The organism is Photobacterium sp. Ph5 (assembly GCF_022129445.1).
Classification (GTDB): Bacteria; Pseudomonadota; Gammaproteobacteria; order Enterobacterales; family Vibrionaceae; genus Photobacterium.
On the sequence record NZ_JADQAQ010000029.1, the window covers coordinates 37,418 to 57,743 of the forward strand.

Annotated in this window: 19 protein-coding genes; 9 read left to right on the forward strand and 10 right to left on the reverse strand. The window is 40.0% G+C overall.

Annotated elements, in window-relative coordinates:
- Window positions 1-24 precede the first annotated feature (24 nt).
- The 4 genes from cgtA to rplU form a co-directional block, all read right to left on the reverse strand.
- A complete protein-coding gene (gene cgtA / locus I3259_RS12440; RefSeq protein WP_005369899.1) occupies window positions 25-1,194 on the reverse strand; it encodes an Obg family GTPase CgtA in 1,170 nt (389 codons plus the stop codon).
- An 83-nt stretch (window positions 1,195-1,277) separates the two neighbouring features.
- Window positions 1,278-2,204 (reverse strand): DMT family transporter, encoded by a 927-nt coding sequence (locus I3259_RS12445; protein WP_238029920.1) that lies wholly within the window; start codon window positions 2,202-2,204, stop codon window positions 1,278-1,280.
- Between the two features lie 66 nt (window positions 2,205-2,270).
- On the reverse strand, window positions 2,271-2,528 hold the full coding sequence (gene rpmA / locus I3259_RS12450; RefSeq protein ID WP_005369901.1) for a 50S ribosomal protein L27: 258 nt from the start codon (window positions 2,526-2,528) through the stop codon (window positions 2,271-2,273).
- Window positions 2,529-2,546: 18 nt separating this feature from the next.
- Entirely contained in the window at window positions 2,547-2,858 is a 312-nt protein-coding gene (rplU, locus tag I3259_RS12455; protein WP_008989838.1) for a 50S ribosomal protein L21, read from the reverse strand.
- A gap of 277 nt (window positions 2,859-3,135) precedes the next feature.
- On the opposite strand from rplU, the gene ispB reads away from it, so the two are divergent.
- A complete protein-coding gene (gene ispB / locus I3259_RS12460) occupies window positions 3,136-4,107 on the forward strand; it encodes an octaprenyl diphosphate synthase (RefSeq protein ID WP_238029921.1) in 972 nt (323 codons plus the stop codon).
- A 123-nt stretch (window positions 4,108-4,230) separates the two neighbouring features.
- Window positions 4,231-4,422 (forward strand): hypothetical protein, encoded by a 192-nt coding sequence (locus I3259_RS12465; protein ID WP_238029922.1) that lies wholly within the window; start codon window positions 4,231-4,233, stop codon window positions 4,420-4,422.
- A 74-nt stretch (window positions 4,423-4,496) separates the two neighbouring features.
- Here the strand turns inward: I3259_RS12465 and mdh are convergent, their stop codons facing one another.
- Window positions 4,497-5,435, reverse strand: a complete 939-nt coding sequence (gene mdh / locus I3259_RS12470) for a malate dehydrogenase (protein ID WP_238029923.1) — start codon at window positions 5,433-5,435, stop codon at window positions 4,497-4,499.
- A 391-nt stretch (window positions 5,436-5,826) separates the two neighbouring features.
- Here mdh and argR point away from each other — a divergent pair, with 391 nt between their 5' ends.
- Together argR and I3259_RS12480 are read left to right on the forward strand one after the other, a co-directional pair.
- Window positions 5,827-6,297 (forward strand): transcriptional regulator ArgR, encoded by a 471-nt coding sequence (gene argR / locus I3259_RS12475; RefSeq protein WP_238029924.1) that lies wholly within the window; start codon window positions 5,827-5,829, stop codon window positions 6,295-6,297.
- 266 nt (window positions 6,298-6,563) lie between these two features.
- A complete protein-coding gene (locus tag I3259_RS12480) occupies window positions 6,564-7,529 on the forward strand; it encodes a TAXI family TRAP transporter solute-binding subunit (protein WP_238029938.1) in 966 nt (321 codons plus the stop codon).
- Between the two features lie 39 nt (window positions 7,530-7,568).
- Here I3259_RS12480 and I3259_RS12485 read toward each other — a convergent pair whose 3' ends face one another.
- Together I3259_RS12485 and mpl are read right to left on the reverse strand one after the other, a co-directional pair.
- Window positions 7,569-8,186, reverse strand: a complete 618-nt coding sequence (locus tag I3259_RS12485; protein ID WP_238029925.1) for a flavin prenyltransferase UbiX — start codon at window positions 8,184-8,186, stop codon at window positions 7,569-7,571.
- A 12-nt stretch (window positions 8,187-8,198) separates the two neighbouring features.
- Window positions 8,199-9,551, reverse strand: a complete 1,353-nt coding sequence (mpl, locus tag I3259_RS12490; RefSeq protein ID WP_238029926.1) for a UDP-N-acetylmuramate:L-alanyl-gamma-D-glutamyl-meso-diaminopimelate ligase — start codon at window positions 9,549-9,551, stop codon at window positions 8,199-8,201.
- A 198-nt stretch (window positions 9,552-9,749) separates the two neighbouring features.
- Between mpl and fbp the strand changes: the two genes are divergently transcribed.
- The 3 genes from fbp to I3259_RS12505 all read left to right on the forward strand — a co-directional run bounded on the left by fbp (window position 9,750) and on the right by I3259_RS12505 (window position 11,825).
- Window positions 9,750-10,763 carry a class 1 fructose-bisphosphatase gene (fbp, locus tag I3259_RS12495; protein WP_238029927.1) on the forward strand — a complete coding sequence of 338 codons (1,014 nt, stop codon included), beginning with the start codon at window positions 9,750-9,752 and terminating at the stop codon, window positions 10,761-10,763.
- A 132-nt stretch (window positions 10,764-10,895) separates the two neighbouring features.
- Window positions 10,896-11,426 (forward strand): inorganic diphosphatase, encoded by a 531-nt coding sequence (gene ppa / locus I3259_RS12500; protein ID WP_105059407.1) that lies wholly within the window; start codon window positions 10,896-10,898, stop codon window positions 11,424-11,426.
- Between the two features lie 36 nt (window positions 11,427-11,462).
- Window positions 11,463-11,825: a rhodanese-like domain-containing protein gene (locus tag I3259_RS12505; protein WP_238029928.1), complete on the forward strand. Its 363-nt coding sequence runs from the start codon at window positions 11,463-11,465 to the stop codon at window positions 11,823-11,825.
- Window positions 11,826-11,893: 68 nt separating this feature from the next.
- On the opposite strand, the gene I3259_RS12510 is transcribed toward I3259_RS12505, so the two are convergent.
- The 3 genes from I3259_RS12510 to I3259_RS12520 form a co-directional block, all read right to left on the reverse strand.
- On the reverse strand, window positions 11,894-15,649 hold the full coding sequence (locus I3259_RS12510; protein ID WP_238029929.1) for a translocation/assembly module TamB domain-containing protein: 3,756 nt from the start codon (window positions 15,647-15,649) through the stop codon (window positions 11,894-11,896).
- Window positions 15,646-17,367: an autotransporter assembly complex family protein gene (locus tag I3259_RS12515; protein ID WP_238029930.1), complete on the reverse strand. Its 1,722-nt coding sequence runs from the start codon at window positions 17,365-17,367 to the stop codon at window positions 15,646-15,648. Before I3259_RS12515 ends, I3259_RS12510 begins: the two co-directional genes overlap by 4 nt.
- A 582-nt stretch (window positions 17,368-17,949) precedes the next feature.
- Window positions 17,950-18,159, reverse strand: a complete 210-nt coding sequence (locus I3259_RS12520) for a DUF1107 domain-containing protein (RefSeq protein WP_238029931.1) — start codon at window positions 18,157-18,159, stop codon at window positions 17,950-17,952.
- 216 nt (window positions 18,160-18,375) lie between these two features.
- Here I3259_RS12520 and I3259_RS12525 point away from each other — a divergent pair, with 216 nt between their 5' ends.
- A complete protein-coding gene (locus I3259_RS12525; RefSeq protein ID WP_238029932.1) occupies window positions 18,376-18,927 on the forward strand; it encodes a YtfJ family protein in 552 nt (183 codons plus the stop codon).
- A gap of 295 nt (window positions 18,928-19,222) precedes the next feature.
- Window positions 19,223-20,080 (forward strand): TIGR03899 family protein, encoded by an 858-nt coding sequence (locus I3259_RS12530; protein WP_238029933.1) that lies wholly within the window; start codon window positions 19,223-19,225, stop codon window positions 20,078-20,080.
- Window positions 20,081-20,326 lie beyond the last annotated feature (246 nt).

Genomic DNA, 20,326 nt, shown 5'->3' on the forward strand with positions numbered 1-20,326 from the left:
TTCTTCTTACACAATCAGACTTGATTATGGCTTATAGATGATTTCAACATCGTAATCATCTTCGTTCCAATCATCCCAATCATCATCATCGTCTTCATCTTGAGCTTTCTTAATTTGCTCAGCGTGGTAATCATCCCACTTGAAGTCAACTTTATCTTCTTTCTCTTCAGGCTCGTATTTGATCTTAGGCATTGCATCAATCGCTTCCATCAGATCATACGTTAGTTCTTTCGTGCCGGTACGGTTTAGTGCAGAGATGCTGTAGTACTTATCTTCCCAAGCAAGGGCTTCTAATACTTCAGTCATTTTCTCTTGCGCTTCTTCTTCATCAAGCAAGTCAGCTTTGTTAAATACAATCCAACGCGGTTTATTACCAAGTTTGTCACTGTATTGCTCAAGCTCATTGATGATAGTGAATGCATTTTCTACCGGATCAGAGCCATCAGCAGGCAGTAGATCAATCATGTGTAGTAATACACGACAACGCTCTAAGTGCTTAAGGAAACGAATACCTAAACCAGCACCGTCTGCCGCACCTTCAATCAGGCCTGGAATATCAGCAACAACGAAATTACGCTCAGCATCAACACGTACAACGCCCAAGCTTGGTACTAACGTAGTGAATGGGTAATCCGCTACTTTCGGCTTAGCTGCCGATACAGAGCGAATAAAGGTAGATTTACCTGCATTCGGTAAACCTAACATACCCACATCAGCCAAAAGTAGTAGTTCTAAACGAAGATGACGCACTTCACCTAAGCTACCCATTGTCTTTTGACGAGGTGCGCGGTTTACAGATGATTTAAAACGGGTGTTACCTAGGCCGTGGAAACCACCTTTAGCAACCATCACTTTCATACCGTGTTCAGTCAGATCGGCAATCACTTCACCAGTATCATCATCAACTGCACGAGTACCTACTGGTACTGTCAGTATTTTATCGGCACCACGTTTACCCGTACAGTTACCACCACGACCATTTTCACCACGCTCTGCGGCATGGAAACGTTCAAAACGATAATCGATCAAGGTGTTAAAGTTTTCATCAGCAAATAGGTACACGTCACCGCCGTCACCACCATCGCCGCCATCAGGACCGCCTTTAGGAATGTACTTCTCAGTACGAAAACTTACTACGCCGTTACCACCGTCACCGGCATCAACTTTGATAACTGCTTCATCTATAAACTTCATTTTTTTCTCCGCACTGTGGCGTTTAACATACAGCCATGATCACAAATCCATCATGGCGTAGTAATTATTGTCATCGACCTAGATTATTTGTGCTGGCGAATAAATTTATGGCCTATAGCACAGCATATCGCACCACTTACCACTACCATCGCACCGAGGTAACCCCAGATGTTCAACGTTACTGACGCAACGTATTGTGGTAAAGCAAGGCTCGCAAGATCGACAAATAATATCGTAAACAAAGGAGTCAGTGTGATCACTGCACTCACTTGTGAGGCTTGCCAGCGTGACATCGCTTCAGCGAAAGCACCATAGCCAACAAGCGTATTAATACAACAGAATGCCAACATCGCAAGTTGACGATTATCCATTGCATAGATCTGTTCAGGTTGTGCCACTGGCGTCAGGATCAAAGCACAGATCACATAGATCATCAGCAAAATTTGTGCTGAAGTAAATCGCTTTAATAACCACTTCTGTGCAAGGCCATATACCACCCACACAATAGCTGCCGCCACAGCTAAACTCACACCTAAAGTATAACCAGAAAAGCTGGTAAATAACTCAATTAAGCGTTCATTAAAAAACAGTAGTAAACCCGCTAATAAACAAATCACACCAATAATCTGGTGCTTAGCAAGCTTTTCTTTAAATACCCATGCACTGGTCACCAATAAGCCCACTGGAGCTAATTGAATGATAACCTGTACCACAGGTGGATTAAGATACTTGAGTGAACTGTTAAATAGAACGAAATTACCGGCAAGACCAACACTTGCAATCAGTAACACGATTCCACCAGCTCGGCCTAGGTTTGATATTGTTGGTAACTGCTTTTTCCAGCCTAGCAATAGGCCTAAACCAATAGAAGCAGTAATAAAGCGATACCAAACAATTGTAAAAGGGTCCATCACTTCAACGGCTTGTTTCATTGCAATTGGTAACGCGCCCCAAAAGACTGCCGTTGTTAATGCAAGAAAAAAACCGATCATCGGGCCACGATCTCGCATAAACCCTCCAGATATAAAAAGCCCCGCCAATAGGCAGGGCTTTAATCTTCGTGTCAAAGTTGAATATTACTCAGCTTCGATAGATACGAATTTACGGTTCTTAGGACCTTTAACTTCGAACTTCACTTTACCGTCAGATAGAGCGAATAGAGTGTGGTCTTTACCTAGGCCAACATTGTTGCCTGCGTGGAACTTAGTACCACGTTGACGAACGATGATGTTACCTGCTAGAACTGATTCGCCACCAAAACGCTTAACACCTAGGCGTTTGCTTTCTGAATCGCGACCGTTGTTAGTAGAACCGCCAGCTTTTTTGTGTGCCATCTTTAAATTCTCCTGTTATTAAGCGCTGATGCCAGTAATTTTGACTTCAGTGAACCACTGACGGTGGCCCATTTGCTTACGAGAGTGCTTACGACGACGGAACTTAACGATTTTAACTTTATCGCCACGACCGTGAGTAACAACTTCAGCTGTTACTTTACCGCCAGCCACAAAAGGTGCGCCTACAGTTACTTCTTCGCCGTTAGCTACTAAAAGTACTGAGTCAAATTCAATGCTAGCGCCAGTTTCAGCGTCTAGTTTTTCTAAGCGTAGGGTTTGGCCTTCGCTTACACGGTGTTGTTTACCACCACTTTGGAAAACAGCGTACATGTCTTACTCCGCTTGTCCGCATAGGCCATTTGCCGCATAAAAAAGGCAATGGGTATGCGCTTAATCTTGTCATCAATAGGGCGCGAATGTTACGCGAAAAGAGTTATTCTGGCAAGCCATTATGGAAAGAAAATTGATCAAAAGCTGCTCAACAAAAAAAGTCTTTGAAATAGCGCACGTTGGGGTTATGACGATAGGACTATTTTAGTGTAATATTCGATAAATCATTCGAATCACTTTTCCGCCCTACGTGGCCAACAATCTTGCTGGATGTATAATGGATTTCAAAGCTATCCAAGCGCTCACCGCCAACGATATGGCCGAGGTCGACGCGAAGATACAAGCGCAACTTAACTCAGACGTTGCACTTATCAATCAACTAGGTTTCTACATCGTCAGTAGCGGTGGTAAACGTCTACGTCCGATGCTTGCTGTTTTAGCAGCACGTGCCTTAGGCTATGACGGTGAGAAGCACACAACAGCGGCAGCTTTTGTTGAATTTATTCATACCGCAACATTATTGCACGATGATGTTGTCGATGAATCAGACATGCGCCGTGGCAAAGAGACCGCTAATGCTGCATTTGGTAATGCTGCCAGTGTTTTAGTCGGTGACTACATTTACACTCGCTCATTTCAAATGATGACAAGTCTACGATCTTTAAAGATCCTCGACATAATGAGTGAAGCGACTAATGTGATCGCTGAAGGTGAAGTTCTACAATTAATGAATTGTAACGATCCTGACACCACTGAAGATAGCTACATGCAAGTGATCTACTCAAAAACTGCGCGCTTGTTTGAAGCCTCCACTCAGATTGCAGCGATTATCGCTCAAGCACCCGCTGAAATTGAATTAGCGCTCCAAGAATACGGCCGTTATTTAGGTACCGCCTTCCAACTTATCGACGATGTATTAGATTACATCGCAGATGGTAAAGAAATGGGTAAAAACGTCGGTGACGATTTAGCTGAAGGCAAACCCACCTTACCACTGCTTCATGCTATGCATCACGGTAATAGCGAACAATCAGCCATGATCCGCGAAGCGATTGAAAAAGCGAATGGAATGGTCAAGCTTGATGCTATTTTAGCGGCTATGCACGAACATGGGTCGCTAGAGTACACCCAACAACGTGCAGAAGAAGAAGCCGAGAAAGCTATCGCAGCACTAGAGCCGATTGCAGACTCTGAGTACAAAGAAGCCTTAATTGCACTAGCTCATATGGCTGTACAGCGTAATAAGTAGACCTTTAGCTTCACACTATAAAACCTGCTCCTTTGGCAGGTTTTTTTATATCTAAAAAACACGATCTCGATGATCTATACTTTATATCAACTTATTTCTTTTGCTGATAAGTGGGAGTGAATAATGGAGATAAGTCAATTAAAGGTGGGGATGTGGGTCGAGTCATTACATGGCGTAGGAAAAGTGATCGGTATTGATCAACAAAACAACGCCGTGATCATTGAGCATAAAAATGATCATCAGTTACGCTCAATTGAATGCAACGAGATTATAGATCAACCACAACTGCATACAGGCTGTGATCGTTACTATTAGATATGCATCTCGCAGACAATAAAAAAGCGGCTTAATCGCCGCTTTTTCTTACTCAAATATAATACTAAAGCCGATTACTTCGCTGCAAACTCTTCGCCCAAAGTAATATCGCCTTTAAGCGTATCTAGCATGCTTTCCATTGCTGATTGCTCAAAGTTACTTAATGAACCGTAATCCATCACTTCTTCAATGCCATCTTTACCTAGTAATACAGGCTGTGCGAAGAAACGAGCATGTTGACCATCACCTTCAACGTAAGCACATTCCACAACACCTTGTTCACCTTGAAGTGCACGTACTAGAGCAAGACCAAAACGACATGCAGCTTGCCCCATAGATAGGGTTGCTGAACCACCACCCGCTTTCGCTTCAACAACTTCAGTACCTGCATTTTGAATACGCGGCGTTAATGCTTTTACTTCTTCATCAGTAAATTCAACACCTTCAACTTGTGATAGCAATGGTAAAATAGTCACACCCGAGTGACCACCAATGACAGGTACTCGAATATCACAAGGTGCTTTATCTTTCAATTCAGCAACAAATGTCTCAGAGCGGATCACATCAAGTGTAGTAATACCGAATAACTTACGTTTGTTATATACACCGGCTTTTTTAAGCACATCAGCGGCAATAGGTACTGTTGTATTAACAGGGTTAGTAATAATACCAATACAAGCATCAGGACATACTACAGCGATTTTTTCTGCCAGTGATTTAACAATCCCTGCATTTACATTGAAAAGATCGGCGCGATCCATACCAGGCTTACGTGCTACACCAGCTGAAATAAGAACAACATCAGCGCCTTCTAATGCTGGAGTAGGATCTTCCCCTGCATAACCTTTAATAGTTACAGGGGTCGGGATATGGCTAAGATCGGCTGCAACACCAGGTGTTACTGGTGCAATGTCATATAGAGCAAGATCTGAACCTGCTGGAAGACGGTTTTTTAACAGCAGAGCAAGAGCTTGACCGATACCACCAGCAGCGCCAATTACAGCAACTTTCATGTTCGTTCTCCTTTACGATAGAAGTATCTTTTTTTATTAATACAGCTTACTTAAGCTAATTTTCATTGCATAAGGTAAGCATAATAGAGGGACGTTATAGCAAGCTGATAACAAATACAATCTTCAGCCGCACGCTTTGCGAAGTTGCGCAGAAACCCTTGTTGCCGTCCTATATTGTCACTACAAAAATAACTTTTATTCAAAAAAGTGAGAATTTAAGCAAATCACTAATGATGTTATCTAATAAAAACAACAACAAAGATAATTACTGCCTTTATACTGATCATTAACACCTGATAATACAAAAATCAGATTTCATGCAGTTTGTTTGCTACTTAGTGATAGGTTATGCAAAAATACCTCACCTCATCTCTGTAGATAATATTTATTTATGCGAAATTCAGATAAACAAGAACGCTTAGTAAAAGCGTTTAAACTAATTCTAAAAGAAGAAAAATTCAGTTCTCAAGGTGAGATTGTTGATACATTGAAAGCGCAAGGTTTCGATAATATCAACCAGTCTAAAGTTTCTCGTATGCTGACGAAATTCGGTGCAGTACGTACACGCAATGCAAAAATGGAAATGGTGTATTGTTTACCTGTTGAACTCGGTGTACCCACAACCAGCAGCCCATTAAAAGATCTTGTCATGGATGTAGGCTATAACAGCGCGCTTGTTGTTATTCATACAGGTCCCGGTGCTGCGCAAGTGATTGCTCGCTTATTAGATTCTTTAGGTAAAGCAGAGGGTATCCTTGGTGTTGTTGCGGGTGACGATACGATCTTTATTACTCCTACTAACAGCGTAACAACAGAAGAGCTTTACGATTCTGTTTGTGAGTTATTTGATTACAGCAAGTAATACTTTGGGTCTATTTATTTTCATAATTGAATGAAATATCAAATAGACCCAGCTCTGTCCTTACCTCATACTCTTGCTATTTCCTCCATGTTTGCTTCTTTTCATCTTATTTATTGCTTAATTTGAGTGATGGAGCACACACAAAAGCCACTCTGACTGTCGGCATTTGTTATGATAAACGGCAAAAATATTCTTTAATACGCTCTCATTCGTATCCATTAGCCATCATGATTAGAAAGGATTCATTCATGACATTAAAGAAAGGCATGATGCTTGGGCTATTTAGTTTAAGTTGCTATTTCATCGCATCATCGGCATACGCTCAAAGCTTCATTACAATAGGAACAGGCCCCATCAATGGTGTTTATTACCCGGCCGGTGGCGCAATTTGTAAATTAGTGAATCAAGAACGTCTGCAACATAATCTACGTTGTTTGGTTGAATCAACCACTGGCTCTATCTACAACATAAACAAACTCAAAGATAAACAATTTGAATTTGGCGTGGTTCAATCTGATTGGCAATTTCATGGTTATAACGGTACGAGCCAATTTAAAGATCAAGGCCCTTATAACAAGATGCGAGCGATCTTTTCGCTACATGACGAACCTTTTAATATCATTGTTCGTAAAGATTCAGGTATAAATAACCTTGATGATCTAAAAGGGAAACGGATCAATATAGGTGAGTCAGGATCAGGCGATCGAGCAACAATGGAGATTGTAATGGATAGCCTTGGTTGGACACATTCTGATTTTAAGCTTACTTCGATCCCCGCAGCTGAACGTTCAGAAGCATTATGTAATAACAAAATTGATGCCTATATCTATCTTGTCGGCCATCCAAATGGAGCAATAAAAGAAGCTGCAGTTTACTGTAACGCTAAATTAATTCCAACCACGGGTAAACATATCGAAAAGATCATTGCAGATCATCCTTTCTATACTAAATCAATTACTCCTCAGGGTTTTTATAAAGGTATAACGGATGACACTGAAAGCTTTGGCGTTTCTGCAACATTAATTTCAAGTACTGATGTCTCTGAAGAAACCGTTTATGCACTAACAAAATCCATTTTTACCAACTTTGATACATTTAAACGGCTTCATCCTGCCTTTGCCAATTTAACTAAAGCAGACATGCTCCAAAACGGATTATCAGTCCCCTTCCATCCTGGAGCGGTTCGTTATTATCAAGAAGCAGGATTTCTTCCTCCTAACGAACAGTATTAAAAAAGCCCGTAACATTAATTACGGGCTTAACAGTTTCTATCATACGCGTTGATCGTATCCCCATCGCGGGACTAAACCTTGTTTAACACCTAAATGATCCAAGATCCTTGCGACCATGAAGTCAATTAAATCATCAATCGATTGTGGTTGATGATAAAAACCAGGAGCGGCAGGCATAATAGTGACCCCGAGCTGAGAAAGCTTGAGCATATTTTCTAAATGAATCGTCGAAAATGGTGTTTCGCGTACCACCAGAACTAACTGACCACGTTCTTTAATCACCACATCAGCAGCACGCTCAATCAAATTTTCTGACATGCCATAAGCAATAGATGCTAATGATCCAGCAGAGCACGGACACACCACCATTTGCTTCGGTGCCGCAGAGCCTGACGCGACAGGAGAGAACCAATCATCTCTACCACAGACAATTAACTTATCAGCATTACCATTCAGATGAGCCACTAATTGCTCTCGTGCCTTATCAGGTGATGCTGATAGTTTCAAACCATGCTCTGTCGCTAAAACCACACGTGCCGCAGATGAAATCAATAAATACACCTGATAATCAGCCGCTAATAAACATTCTAATAAACGTAGTCCGTAAGGAGCACCCGATGCGCCTGTCCATGCTAGCGTTATACGTTTATCTGTCATTACTTTTTCCTATTATTTAGCTAGTGCTGCCAATAACTTATCATGAATACCACCAAAACCACCGTTACTCATCACTAAAATGGTATCACCGGGTTGTGCTTTACCAGCAATGTTATTGACCAAGTCATCTAAATCAGCGCTGCAATAGGCAGGCTGTGAACATTGCTCAGCGATCTCTTCAACTGACCACGGAATATTTGGCGGTTGGAAAAAAAACACTTCATCTGCAGCATGTAAAGAAGGAGCAAGATCATCTTTATGTACTCCCAACTTCATAGTATTAGATCGCGGTTCCAATACGGCTAAAATACGTGATTGGTTCACCTTCGCACGTAAACCACCTAACGTGAGTTCAATAGCTGTTGGGTGATGAGCAAAATCATCATAAACCGTTATACCATTCACTTCGCCTTTCAATTCAAGACGACGCTTAGTATTAATAAATTTCGCCAGTGCTTCACATGCAAGATCAGGCGTAACCCCAACATGACGTGCCGCAGCGATCGCCATTAAGGCATTATTAACATTATGATCACCCACTAACGGCCAACGTACCGTTCCAACGCTATCACCATCAAGGAAAACATCAAACACACTGCCATCAGCATGGTGTTTTTCAGCACGCCAATGACCGTAACCACCAATATATTCCAATTCACTCCAACAGCCCATCTCTAACGTTTCATCAATATTCTTCACCCCTTTTGGCGCTAAAATACGACCGTTACCAGGCACCGTACGTACTAGATGATGAAACTGACGTTGTATAGCTTTAAGATCATCGAAAATATCAGCATGATCAAATTCCAAATTATTCATGATCAAGGTTCTAGGATGGTAATGTACGAACTTCGAACGTTTATCAAAAAAAGCACTATCATATTCATCCGCTTCAACAACGAAGAACATGCTTTCTCCTAAACGCGCTGAAATACCGAAGTTACCCAGCACACCACCGACTAAAAAGCCAGGTTGGTAACCACAATCTTCTAAAATCCACGCCAACATACTTGCTGTGGTTGTTTTGCCATGTGTACCTGATACCGCCATCACCCAACGATCATGTAATAAATACTCTTGCAACCACTGTGGACCTGAGGTGTAACGTAAATTTTTATTAAGAACATACTCTACACAAGGATTACCACGGCTCATGGCATTACCAATCACCACGAGATCGGGAGCAGGATCAAGCTGTTTCGGATCGTATCCTTGAATAATTTCAATACCTTGAGCTTCTAACATAGTGCTCATTGGTGGATATACATTGGCGTCAGAACCAGTAACTTTATGGCCTAACTGCCTCGCAAGCATTGCAGCACCGCCCATGAATGTACCGCAAATACCTAAAATATGAATATGCATTACTGCTGGCTCCGTGATTAATTCGGTTAGTTTCACGCTTTAACGTTACTTCGTTACCATAAAAAAGATCTTTATATACAATTTCTTATATAACAAAAATACGATATGGCACTTCCTCTCACCTGCTGAAGAGATGATCAAGTGCGATATTCTACTCTCTTCACCCGATTATATGACAACATGATGAAAGGATTGTTTATGACTGATATTAGAACGCTTGGTGAATTCATTGTCGAGAAACAGAATGACTTTCCTCACGCAAGTGGCGAGCTTTCATCCCTATTAGGGTCAATCAAACTCGCAGCTAAGATCGTCAACCGCGAAATTAATAAAGCTGGGTTAGTCGATATTACAGGTACAGTCGGCGAGAACAATATCCAAGGCGAAGAGCAGCAAAAACTCGATGTCTATGCCAACGATAAATTTAAAGCCGCTCTTGAAGCAAGAGATCAAGTCTGTGGTATTGCGAGTGAAGAAGAAGATGAAGTTGTTGGATTTGATAAGCCGTTAAATTTAAATGCAAAATACGTTGTTCTAATGGACCCGCTCGATGGTTCATCAAATATCGATGTTAACGTCTCTGTAGGGACAATATTTTCCATTTATCGTCGCGTTTCTCCTGTTGGCTCTCCCCCAACCAAAGCTGATTTTCTACAAACAGGCAATCAACAAATTGCTGCTGGATATGTCATTTATGGCTCATCTACCATGCTCGTTTATACCACTGGTAACGGTGTTCATGGTTTTACCTATGATCCTTCTCTCGGCAGCTTTTGTCTTTCTCATGAAAATATGAGCATTCCACAAGATGGCGTCATTTATTCAATTAACGAAGGTAACTACATTCGTTTTCCTCTGGGCGTAAAGCAATACATTAAATATTGCCAAGAAGCCGTACCTGAAGAAAAGCGTCCTTATACTTCACGTTATATTGGCTCATTAGTGGCTGATTTTCATCGTAACTTATTAAAAGGCGGGATTTATCTCTACCCTAGTACTGCCAGTTACCCTAACGGAAAATTACGCCTTCTTTATGAATGCAATCCAATGGCATTTATTATCGAACAAGCAGGCGGAAAAGCGACGGATGGCTTCCAACGTATACTTGATATCGCGCCAACAGAGTTACACCAGCGCGTACCATTTTTTGTTGGCTCAACCAATATGGTCGAAAAAGTCGAAAGTTTATTACGCGAATATCCAGAAAACTAAGTATTAACTCGATATATGTCGCGCATTTAAAGCAGCGATACAACAACGATGATGATTTGCTTTTGTTTTTGTTTACAGTCATTATAATTTTAACAAACAACAACATTTCATTAACCTTAGAAGGAATTAGTCATGAGCCTTAATCAGGTCCCTGCTGGCAAGGATATCCCTGAAGATATTTACGTTGTTATTGAAATCCCTGCAAATGCAGATCCGATTAAATATGAAGTAGACAAAGACAGCGGTGCAATTTTTGTTGACCGTTTTATGTCTAGCCCAATGTTTTATCCGTGTAACTATGGTTACGTAAACCACACGCTATCACTTGATGGTGATCCAGTTGATGTACTCGTACCAACGCCACATCCGCTCGTTCCAGGTGCAGTGATCCGCTGTCGTCCTGTTGGCGTATTAAAGATGACGGATGAATCAGGTGAAGATGCAAAAATTGTTGCCGTGCCTCACAGTAAACTAAGTAAAGAATATGATCATATCCAAGATGTGAATGATCTACCTGAATTACTGAAAGCACAAATAACCCACTTCTTCGAGCGCTACAAAGAGCTTGAGCCAAACAAGTGGGTAAAAGTAGAAGGTTGGGATAATGCAGAAGCAGCAAAAGCTGAAATTCTGACCTCTTTTGAACGTGCTCAAAAGAAGTAATTAGCTAATAACACTTATCAATAGCGGTGAAATATGATGAAAAAAAAACGTGGTTTACTCGCGGTACTTTTGACTGTCTTTCCCGCTATTTCATTTTCCAAAAATGTCAGCCCTGATGAGTTCTGGCAAATAGAACAAGCGCATACCCCTATCATCGTTGATGTGAGAACAGTTGATGAATTTTCCACGGGGCACCTTCCTAATGCTATTAATATTCCTTTTGAAAAAATTGCGACAATTTCAGAATATTTAACAGACAAATCAAAGCCGATATTACTCTACTGCCGTTCAGGACGTCGTGCCGAAATAGCTGAAGCTGAATTATATTCTCTTGGCTATACAGAAACATTTAATGGCATGAGTTATCAACTTCTTCTCAACGCTCAACCTAAAGACTGATCCCATGTTACAGAAATAAAAAACCCAATGCATGCATTGGGTTTTTTGTCATATAACGTTGTTAACGATTAATTAAATTCAAATTGGTAGAGTAAATCTACCGCCTGATCCAATCCAGAGACCGCCTCTACGTACAGGTTCCTCATTAAGCGATAACGTAATGTAAATTCATCCACTTGGTTGAAGATACCTACGCCATACTTAACCTGTAGACCTGGTGCTATATAGCCACTGATGGTTACTTGCGAATCATCGCCCGCACCTGCTGTCGATAAACTAAGATCTTTAATACCGACTGCTTCACCAACATCACCAACTAACTGGCCACTTTGCGCAAGCCCCATCCCAATAAGCGCAGTCGTCATTGCACTATTTGCACCACCGTCACCTTCACTATCAAGGTTACGTCCTGTCAGAATATACGATAATGCATTTTGCTGTGGCATAGCCGGATCAGAGAAGATAGTCACTTCAGGCTTATCAGCAGAACCTGTTACTTTCACACCGGCAATAACATCATCTTCTATATTGTCAGGATCACGAATAGCTTCAATCGATAAGTATGGCTGATCAGCAGGACCATTAAATAGGATCTGACCTTTACGGATAAGTAACTCTTGCCCTAGCGCTCGATAAAACGAACCTTTGGCAATGTTGACTTCACCATATATCATTGGGCCTTTGCCACTCTGGCGTACATTCAGATCGCCTAATAGGCCAGCTTTTAAACCAAAGGCTGAAAGCTTAACATCATCACCTACATGCACCATGATGTTAGTTGTAATATCAAACGGTACTGATTTCTTCGGTTCAACAGGTTCTAAGTTATCTTTCAAAATAACCTGATCTTTTGAAACAGAAATCGCCGACTTCGGTAATTGATTAACGGTAATACGTCCCCACGGAATACCTACTTTACCGCTAATATCTGCAGCTTTCGGTGTTGCTTTAATGGTGAGATCTGGAGAAACCTTAAGAGAGACCATTGGCGGTACACTCACTTGTAACTCTTTACCATTAATATTCAATTCCGTTTTCCACGCTGCCATATCTTGCCAATCGCCTGTACCACGTAATAACAGTTGTCCGTCAGGTGTATAAATATTCCCCATTAACGTTGCGTTATAACCTGTAAAGGCTAATTTAATATCAGCGTTCTGAACATCTAATGGTACTTTACGCCCTCTTGCTTCTAGCTTCGTGACTTGTAATAAGCCATTCACTGCAGGGTGCATAATCGGACCCGTTATTTGCAAGTTAGTATCAACTTGACCACCAAACTGATGATAATCCTTAATAACTGGCTCTAAGAATGCAAGCGTAAAGCGATCTAATTTCACATTGGCATTAATGCGTTTATCACCTTGTAGATCAGTGATCTTAGCATTACCTGATAAATCACCATTATTTTTAACAGCGACTAGCCAGTTTGCGTTAAGCACATCATTTTCCATCTCGGCATTAACGGTAACTTTATCCCAGCCTAATGTTAATGGGGCATCCTCGGTGTCCACTTGTTGAGTAAAACTGCCGCTTGGCATCAAAATCTGAGCTTTCACATAAGGTGCACTCTTTGGCGCCCATTTAGCAACAACATTGGCACCAAGCTCGCCATTAACGTTCATCTGCTCAGGAATAAATGATTTCAATAAATCAAAATTGAATCGCTTAATCGCTAACTCGGCATTACCCGATGCACCAGCTGTAAGATCTTGAGTTAAACAAATTCCAGCTTTACCTTGTTGCCAACAGTGTGCGCCTACTGTTGCCATTGCCGTTTTCAGATCATAACGAATAGGCGTTGGATGGTTTAGTACCCACTCACCTACAGGAGTCGTAAAGTCACCTTTTTGCAATATCCCTTGCCAGCCTGTCTTACGATCCAATTTCCCAGTTAAAAGTAATTCAGTGCCAACTGGCTCCCCTTTTACTTTTACCGTTAAACGATGATCTTGCTCTGTGCCTTTAAACAACACATCCATATCATCTAACGTAACAGTATCAAATTTTCCTTTTTTCGCATTTAAACTAATATCTGCTTTCAATGCAGGTAATGGCGTTACGTTACCTTTCAATTCAAAAGATGCAAGGCTTGCTACTTTTTGCCAACCAAGATCATCACCTTCAAGATCAAGTTTTACATCTGGTTCAGCCATCTTGCCTGATAACTTCACCTCACCATTAACACGCCCCTGTAAGCCTGCTAATGATTTAGATAAATCAGGTGCTTTAATATCAGCAACAAGATTCCATGTTTTGTCTAACTCACCTCTAGCGACTAAACCATTAGGACCATGCTTTAACGTTAAACCTTGTGTTTTAAACTTAAGATCTTTACCTTTACCCGTAAGATCAGAGGCATCAAGCTGACCATGAAGATCAAGTGGCTGTTTCATTATAGAGCCATTAACAGCAAGCTCTGGCAATTTAATAAACCAGCCACCTTTTGTAGTTAGACCACCCGATGTATTTAGCTTACCACTTACGTTGCCTTCCGCTTCTGGCCATTGTTTACCAGGTTGGATATTCGCAAAAGCGAGCTGACCTTGCCATTTAACAAGATCTTTCCAACTTGCTTTTGCATTACCTGTAATAGAACCACCTAAGGTATCTATATTCAGTGCTGATAAGTTCACCGAATCAAGGTTACCTTTACCTTTCAAATTTAATTTCACGTTTGGCATTGGTGTGCCATTTACGTTACTTTTGGCATTAAACGTAAAGCCCTTTAAGCTACCTTTGGCATTTATATCAGTATTGGCAACAGTAAATTCTGCTTTTTTATCAATAGGCCATTGTAAGTGCTTACTTGATACCACCACATCAAAAGGAAGATTCGGATCTAATGGCGATAATTTACCTTTAACCAACGCATCTAATTTACCTTTTAGCGTTGCATCAAGTACCAATTTCGCTAATGAGCCCGATGCTTTTAAATGTAACTGATGCCCTTCTACAGGCTTCGTTGCTATTTTTGCATTTGCATCTAATGTGAGTGGGTAATTGCCCGTTAACGTCACATCCGCTTTTGCTGTTAAAGATGCTTGAGGCGCATTCACCTGCAACTTATCAATCTTTACATCACTGTCTTTTGCATTCGCAATCAGTTCTAATAACGAAACCTTTTGCGGTGTATCACCAGCTAACTCAAAATCTTTTACTGTAAAACGTTCAATATCAAACGACATCGGCAGCACAACATCAGGCAGTTTTATTGCTTCCGCTTTTTTCGTTGATTTCGACGCAGTTGCAGGCTTTTTCTCTGTCGATTTAGATGGTGCTAATGCTAAATAAATCCCTTCCCAATCCGTTGGCTTTAAGGTGACATGACTACCAACCAAATCAGCTGCGGTTGAGAAATGCTTCCAACGCACTTTATTCGCCAAAATATCTAAATCGATATCATCAAGCGTAACCTTTTCAATATGAATAGGTAATGGCATTGAAATTTCAGTCACAGGCTCTGAAGGTTGTTCTGGCTTATCTGATGCAGGAGGAAGTTCAGGCATTGAAAACTTCACACCTTGCACCCCAAGATCAGAAACACAAATCTCAGGGGTTAATAAGCAACTATCATTTAACGTCAAATTCAGCTTATTAACAGCCAGATCTATATTACCGTCGTTATAGCGGACATTTTTAAATTCAAAACCATCAAGTAAAGCACCTTGCGACTCACCAATGGACAAGGCTGGAAGTGCTTTTTGCGCTCCCCATGCAGCAACTTTAATACCAGCAGGCGTATACAATAATGCTGCCACAGCAATAACTAGCAAGAGTAATAACGCTAATACTGCTAGCGCTATACGTTTAACCCAGATCATAATTCAGGACCTAATGTAAAGTGGAGCTGGAACTTGTCTTTATCAGCCTTATCAAGTCCCCATGCAAAATCAAGACGAATAGGACCCACAGGAGAAATCCAACGAACCCCTACACCAGTACCGCGCTTCCACTCTGGTGTATCATTCCAAGCAGAGCCATAATCATAAAAAACAGCGCCCCACCAGTCGCCATAAACACGATATTGATATTCAATGCTTGATGTTGCCATATACTGACCACCAACCATTCGCCCCTCACTATTACGTGGCGAGATAGACTGATAACCATAACCACGAATACTATTATCACCACCGATGAAATAACGTAATGATGGTGGAATATCTTTAACGCTATCGGCTAATACAGCACCGCCATCTAAACGGAAAATCCCACGTTGATTTTCACCAAAGCTACGTATCCATGCTGTTTTTGCTTGTAAACGAACAAAACTAGTATTAGATCCTAGTGACTTATCTGCAAAATCAACTGAGAAATTATATTTGCTTCCACTTGATGGGAACATACCGCCGACCATGGAACTTTTACTATAAGACAAACCAGGCATCAGGACGTTAAAGACCCCTTCTTCATCGCCACCTTGCTTATAGTCTTCAGTTAGCCAACGTAATGCGACCGTACGATTCCATCCTGAATCTAAACGCCAATGACGCTCAACCCCGACGCCAAACTGTGTACTTAATGTATCGTGTGTATCAACATAGCGTATTCCACCTACTACTTGATAATAATTGTTCAACACATCATCGAGTGGGATCTTATAAGCCGCTTCAACTTTAGGTTCATCTTTCGATATTTCAGATTTCAGGTAAAAGCTATGACCTTTGCTAGTGATCCAAGGCTTTTTCCAATTAAACTTCAAACGAGGGCCGGTATCGGTAGAAAAACCAATACCCGTTTCAAATTGATTTTTCACCTGTGGTGATACAACGACATGAATTGGGATCGCATCATCTTTACGCTCTTTTACATCACCACCAACAAAAATAGACGAAAACCAACCAACATTAGATAAACGTTCATTATATTCACCAAGCTTTGAAGCAAGGTAAGGTTCATCTTCTGTGTAAGGGATCATCGAACGTAAGCGATTATCATCAATTTGGCTTCCCTGAAACGTCGTTTCACCGAAGGTGTAACGTCGGCCAGAATCAAAATCGATATTAATAAAAACTTCGTTACGACTAGGTACAACTTCTAACGTACTCTTCGTTAATTGCGCATCAAAATAACCACGTCGAACCGCTAAGCTTGTGAGCGATGATTTAAATGCCTCATATTTACCTTGGTTTAACGGTTCACCTAATCCCAACCCACTATCTTTTACTAATGCCATAAAAGCAGGATCATTTTTAGCATCACCAGTAATGATCAAGTTACTTTTACTAATATGTGCACGTGGACCTTGATCAACAGTAACCACTATTTTTGTTTTAGAACCACTACCTGAGACTTGATAATCGAACTTTGGCTGGTAATAGCCTAATGCCTGTAACGCATCGCTAATTTCTTTTAATACCTGATCTTTAAAACGCAAGGTCGCGCTGTAATCATCCTTTGATATTGCAGAAAGATAAGCATCAACATTATCTTCTACTTTTCCATCTAGGCCTTTAATCTTCAGTGAAGAGGCCATTACCGGACTAGATAGCACCAGAGCAAATGATGTCACACCTAACCATTTAAAAACTTTATTCATTCTATTGTGCTTCTTTGCGAAATTTAGAATTAATCACGAACCCATTTTGACAAAGCTATAACTAACTTCCAACCTTTGTCATCTGAAAACTTATGAATATTGAACCGAATAGAGTTTTGTTCCATTTTCAGCAATATATTTATAAATATTAACAAAATGAATCTAAAAAAAAGTAACCTAAAGTCAATGAACTTAAGAAAAGCAATACCACTACACCTCTAGGTTGCAACTTTCTCAATAGCAGTCTTAAAGTCTACTCTATAACTTCAGTGTCAATATTATGCCCGTTGCAGGTATTAAAAATTATCACGAAGTAAAGATAATGCTTAAAACGGTTCAAACAGCTTTCAGTAACTTAAACAACTGTAGAACAATTAATTACTTTTTTTGGGAAAATAACAATTCATTACAGCATAATAGTTAAATGCGTGATATTGGAAGGAGTATATCTGTGTGGTGATATAACAGAATTAAGTTTGTTATTGGTCAAAATAGGAACAAAATAGGAACAAAATAATACTGGTAACTTATTCGCATTTCAGAAACAACAACATTTAGAGCTGTAAATCTACTTTTAGGTGATTAAACAACCATTCCTGATAGCGTTTGAATCTCTTTATTCACTTCGGTTAATACATTGAGTGCTTTTATATCACCAGACTTCGGTGGTAATAGTCGTCCACTATCAAATTCAAAACCACCTACACCCATAATAAAAATACGACCTCGAAAATAGCTTTTCACATAACGAGCAACTTGATTCGGACGATAAATTTTAAAGATTCTAAGCATCTTATCCTCACTTAACGGTTAAATATATAGACCGTAAATCGATGACTTTGTTTCATTACATCAAAACTTAATGCAAACAATCTGCCAATATCATACATATACGAACACAATAATGATAAAGATCGACTTAAAAAGAACATATAACTTCGTGGTACTACCAGATCGAACAAAATTAACTATCATAATGACAAACCTATATAAACAAAGAGGCTACACATGAAATTAAAGGCGACAGTTATTCTGCTTGCGGCTCTCATTCCGTCCATCAGCTTTGCGAGTAACATCAAAACTGGTGAGACGTTACCTGGTGTGACTGTAACCAATAAAGGTGAACTTGTTTTAAAAGGAAAAACGATTAGTTATCAATCTTGGAGAAGCACAAAACTAACAGGAAAAATGCGTATTCTATTTGCAATAGCTGGACGTAGCTCAGCTAAAGATCTCAATGCTCCACTTATCACAGCAATTTCTGCCGCAAATTTTCCTGAAAATAAATACCAAACAACAACCATCATTAATCAAAGTGATGCCATCTGGGGGACTGGAGGATTTGTCAAATCAGCAACAGAAGACAGCAAGCGAGAGTATCCGTGGTCATCAATTGTGCTCGATACCAATGGTATTGTTCAAAAATCATGGGATCTAAAAAAGGAAAGCTCTGCCGTATTTGTGATAAATAAAGCCGGACAAGTTATCTTTGCCAAAGAAGGAAAACTAAGCACTAATGAGATAAATACAGTGATCCTTTTGGTTAAAAACAATTTATAACGTGACTTTAGTCACCTCATTTAAGGTGGCTAATACTTTCTAAAACAATAAAGAAACATTCACAGTGGTCGATATATTTATTTACTAAAAAACCAAACCAGATAACTTAGTATCGCAGAATAACCGATGACTAAAATAAGATCGGCAATATATCGATTTAATTTTTTCATTGGATACTCCATCAATACCACTCTTTTAAAGTTAACATAAAAGTAACATCTCATCGCATTCGTTCCTAGTCATGAGATCGAAATAACAAAAAAATGTAAATATTGATTAAAGGAATGAAAAAAGCATGAGCGATAAAGCTGAGAGTCTCAACAAATCAATAGAGAGTAGTCGGGGACTTGGAGTATTAAATCCATTAACAAGCAGTAAAAATAACATAAAACGTATTGCTGAAAGATACTCTATTGATGGAGAGATTAATAATACGCAAGAAACTACGTTAGAAAAACGATTAGATCTGCGTATTAAAAAAAAGCAATTACTTGAACAAGCTAATTTAGAGCAGATCATCAAACAAGCTTATGAGCAATGTAATGATGAAACAAGTAGAGATCCTGATCCTGATTGGTTAGTCAGATTTATAGAAATGGCTCAACAGATTCATAACCCATCAATGCAAAAACTATGGGCAAAAATTCTAAAACAAGAGATCCTTCAACCAGGCTCTGTATCTCTTCGCACCTTAAAAATACTCTTATCAATGACACATCGAGAAGCCGCTCTATTTCAAAAAGTCCTTACTCTTACCTGCTGTATTGGTAACGATAAAAATAAAAAACTTCTCACAAGTATAAAACAGCGAACAAACAGCTTTAGTTTTCACAGAAGCCACCAAACACATATTGACTATAACCAATACCATTTACCTTATTCGTCTATTTTAATTTTAACTGAGCTTGGGCTTCTATTAAGCACAGAGCTAGAAACAAACCTAATAAGTTATACTGATAAGTTCAATTTAAACTACCATAAAGAGTCTTACAGCTTATCTCCAATCAAAAAAGGGACATCGTTTACTTATTATCGTTTATCCCCAATAGGACAGGAATTAGCCCAACTAATTGGATCACAGACTCATTATGAATATAAAGAGCAACTGAATGAACTGCTTTTAAAATATTTTACGATAGCTCACCAAGACTGATTAATTTAAAATACTTAACCTGAATTTTTAACTCAGCTTTTTTAATCAATGTTGAAACGAGAGAAACTTGAATTTACCTGAAATAGCAGGCAGCTAGCTTCCCAATATAAAGCACCTAACTCACTACCCTATAATAATCATTTTCTACAGACGAAAAAAACCTGAATCTTTCGATTCAGGTTTCTCTAATAAAGTGGCGGAGCGGACGGGACTCGAACCCGCGACCCCCGGCGTGACAGGCCGGTA

What these genes read in the sequence shown, in the direction of transcription:
- cgtA (WP_005369899.1), bottom strand. Translation starts at nt 1,194, where the DNA reads ATGAAGTTTATAGATGAAGCAGTTATCAAAGTTGATGCCGGTGACGGT.
- I3259_RS12445 (WP_238029920.1), bottom strand. Translation starts at nt 2,204, where the DNA reads ATGCGAGATCGTGGCCCGATGATCGGTTTTTTTCTTGCATTAACAACG.
- rpmA (WP_005369901.1), bottom strand. Translation starts at nt 2,528, where the DNA reads ATGGCACACAAAAAAGCTGGCGGTTCTACTAACAACGGTCGCGATTCA.
- rplU (WP_008989838.1), bottom strand. Translation starts at nt 2,858, where the DNA reads ATGTACGCTGTTTTCCAAAGTGGTGGTAAACAACACCGTGTAAGCGAA.
- ispB (WP_238029921.1), top strand. Translation starts at nt 3,136, where the DNA reads ATGGATTTCAAAGCTATCCAAGCGCTCACCGCCAACGATATGGCCGAG.
- I3259_RS12465 (WP_238029922.1), top strand. Translation starts at nt 4,231, where the DNA reads ATGGAGATAAGTCAATTAAAGGTGGGGATGTGGGTCGAGTCATTACAT.
- mdh (WP_238029923.1), bottom strand. Translation starts at nt 5,435, where the DNA reads ATGAAAGTTGCTGTAATTGGCGCTGCTGGTGGTATCGGTCAAGCTCTT.
- argR (WP_238029924.1), top strand. Translation starts at nt 5,827, where the DNA reads ATGCGAAATTCAGATAAACAAGAACGCTTAGTAAAAGCGTTTAAACTA.
- I3259_RS12480 (WP_238029938.1), top strand. Translation starts at nt 6,564, where the DNA reads ATGATGCTTGGGCTATTTAGTTTAAGTTGCTATTTCATCGCATCATCG.
- I3259_RS12485 (WP_238029925.1), bottom strand. Translation starts at nt 8,186, where the DNA reads ATGACAGATAAACGTATAACGCTAGCATGGACAGGCGCATCGGGTGCT.
- mpl (WP_238029926.1), bottom strand. Translation starts at nt 9,551, where the DNA reads ATGCATATTCATATTTTAGGTATTTGCGGTACATTCATGGGCGGTGCT.
- fbp (WP_238029927.1), top strand. Translation starts at nt 9,750, where the DNA reads ATGACTGATATTAGAACGCTTGGTGAATTCATTGTCGAGAAACAGAAT.
- ppa (WP_105059407.1), top strand. Translation starts at nt 10,896, where the DNA reads ATGAGCCTTAATCAGGTCCCTGCTGGCAAGGATATCCCTGAAGATATT.
- I3259_RS12505 (WP_238029928.1), top strand. Translation starts at nt 11,463, where the DNA reads ATGAAAAAAAAACGTGGTTTACTCGCGGTACTTTTGACTGTCTTTCCC.
- I3259_RS12510 (WP_238029929.1), bottom strand. Translation starts at nt 15,649, where the DNA reads ATGATCTGGGTTAAACGTATAGCGCTAGCAGTATTAGCGTTATTACTC.
- I3259_RS12515 (WP_238029930.1), bottom strand. Translation starts at nt 17,367, where the DNA reads ATGAATAAAGTTTTTAAATGGTTAGGTGTGACATCATTTGCTCTGGTG.
- I3259_RS12520 (WP_238029931.1), bottom strand. Translation starts at nt 18,159, where the DNA reads ATGCTTAGAATCTTTAAAATTTATCGTCCGAATCAAGTTGCTCGTTAT.
- I3259_RS12525 (WP_238029932.1), top strand. Translation starts at nt 18,376, where the DNA reads ATGAAATTAAAGGCGACAGTTATTCTGCTTGCGGCTCTCATTCCGTCC.
- I3259_RS12530 (WP_238029933.1), top strand. Translation starts at nt 19,223, where the DNA reads ATGAGCGATAAAGCTGAGAGTCTCAACAAATCAATAGAGAGTAGTCGG.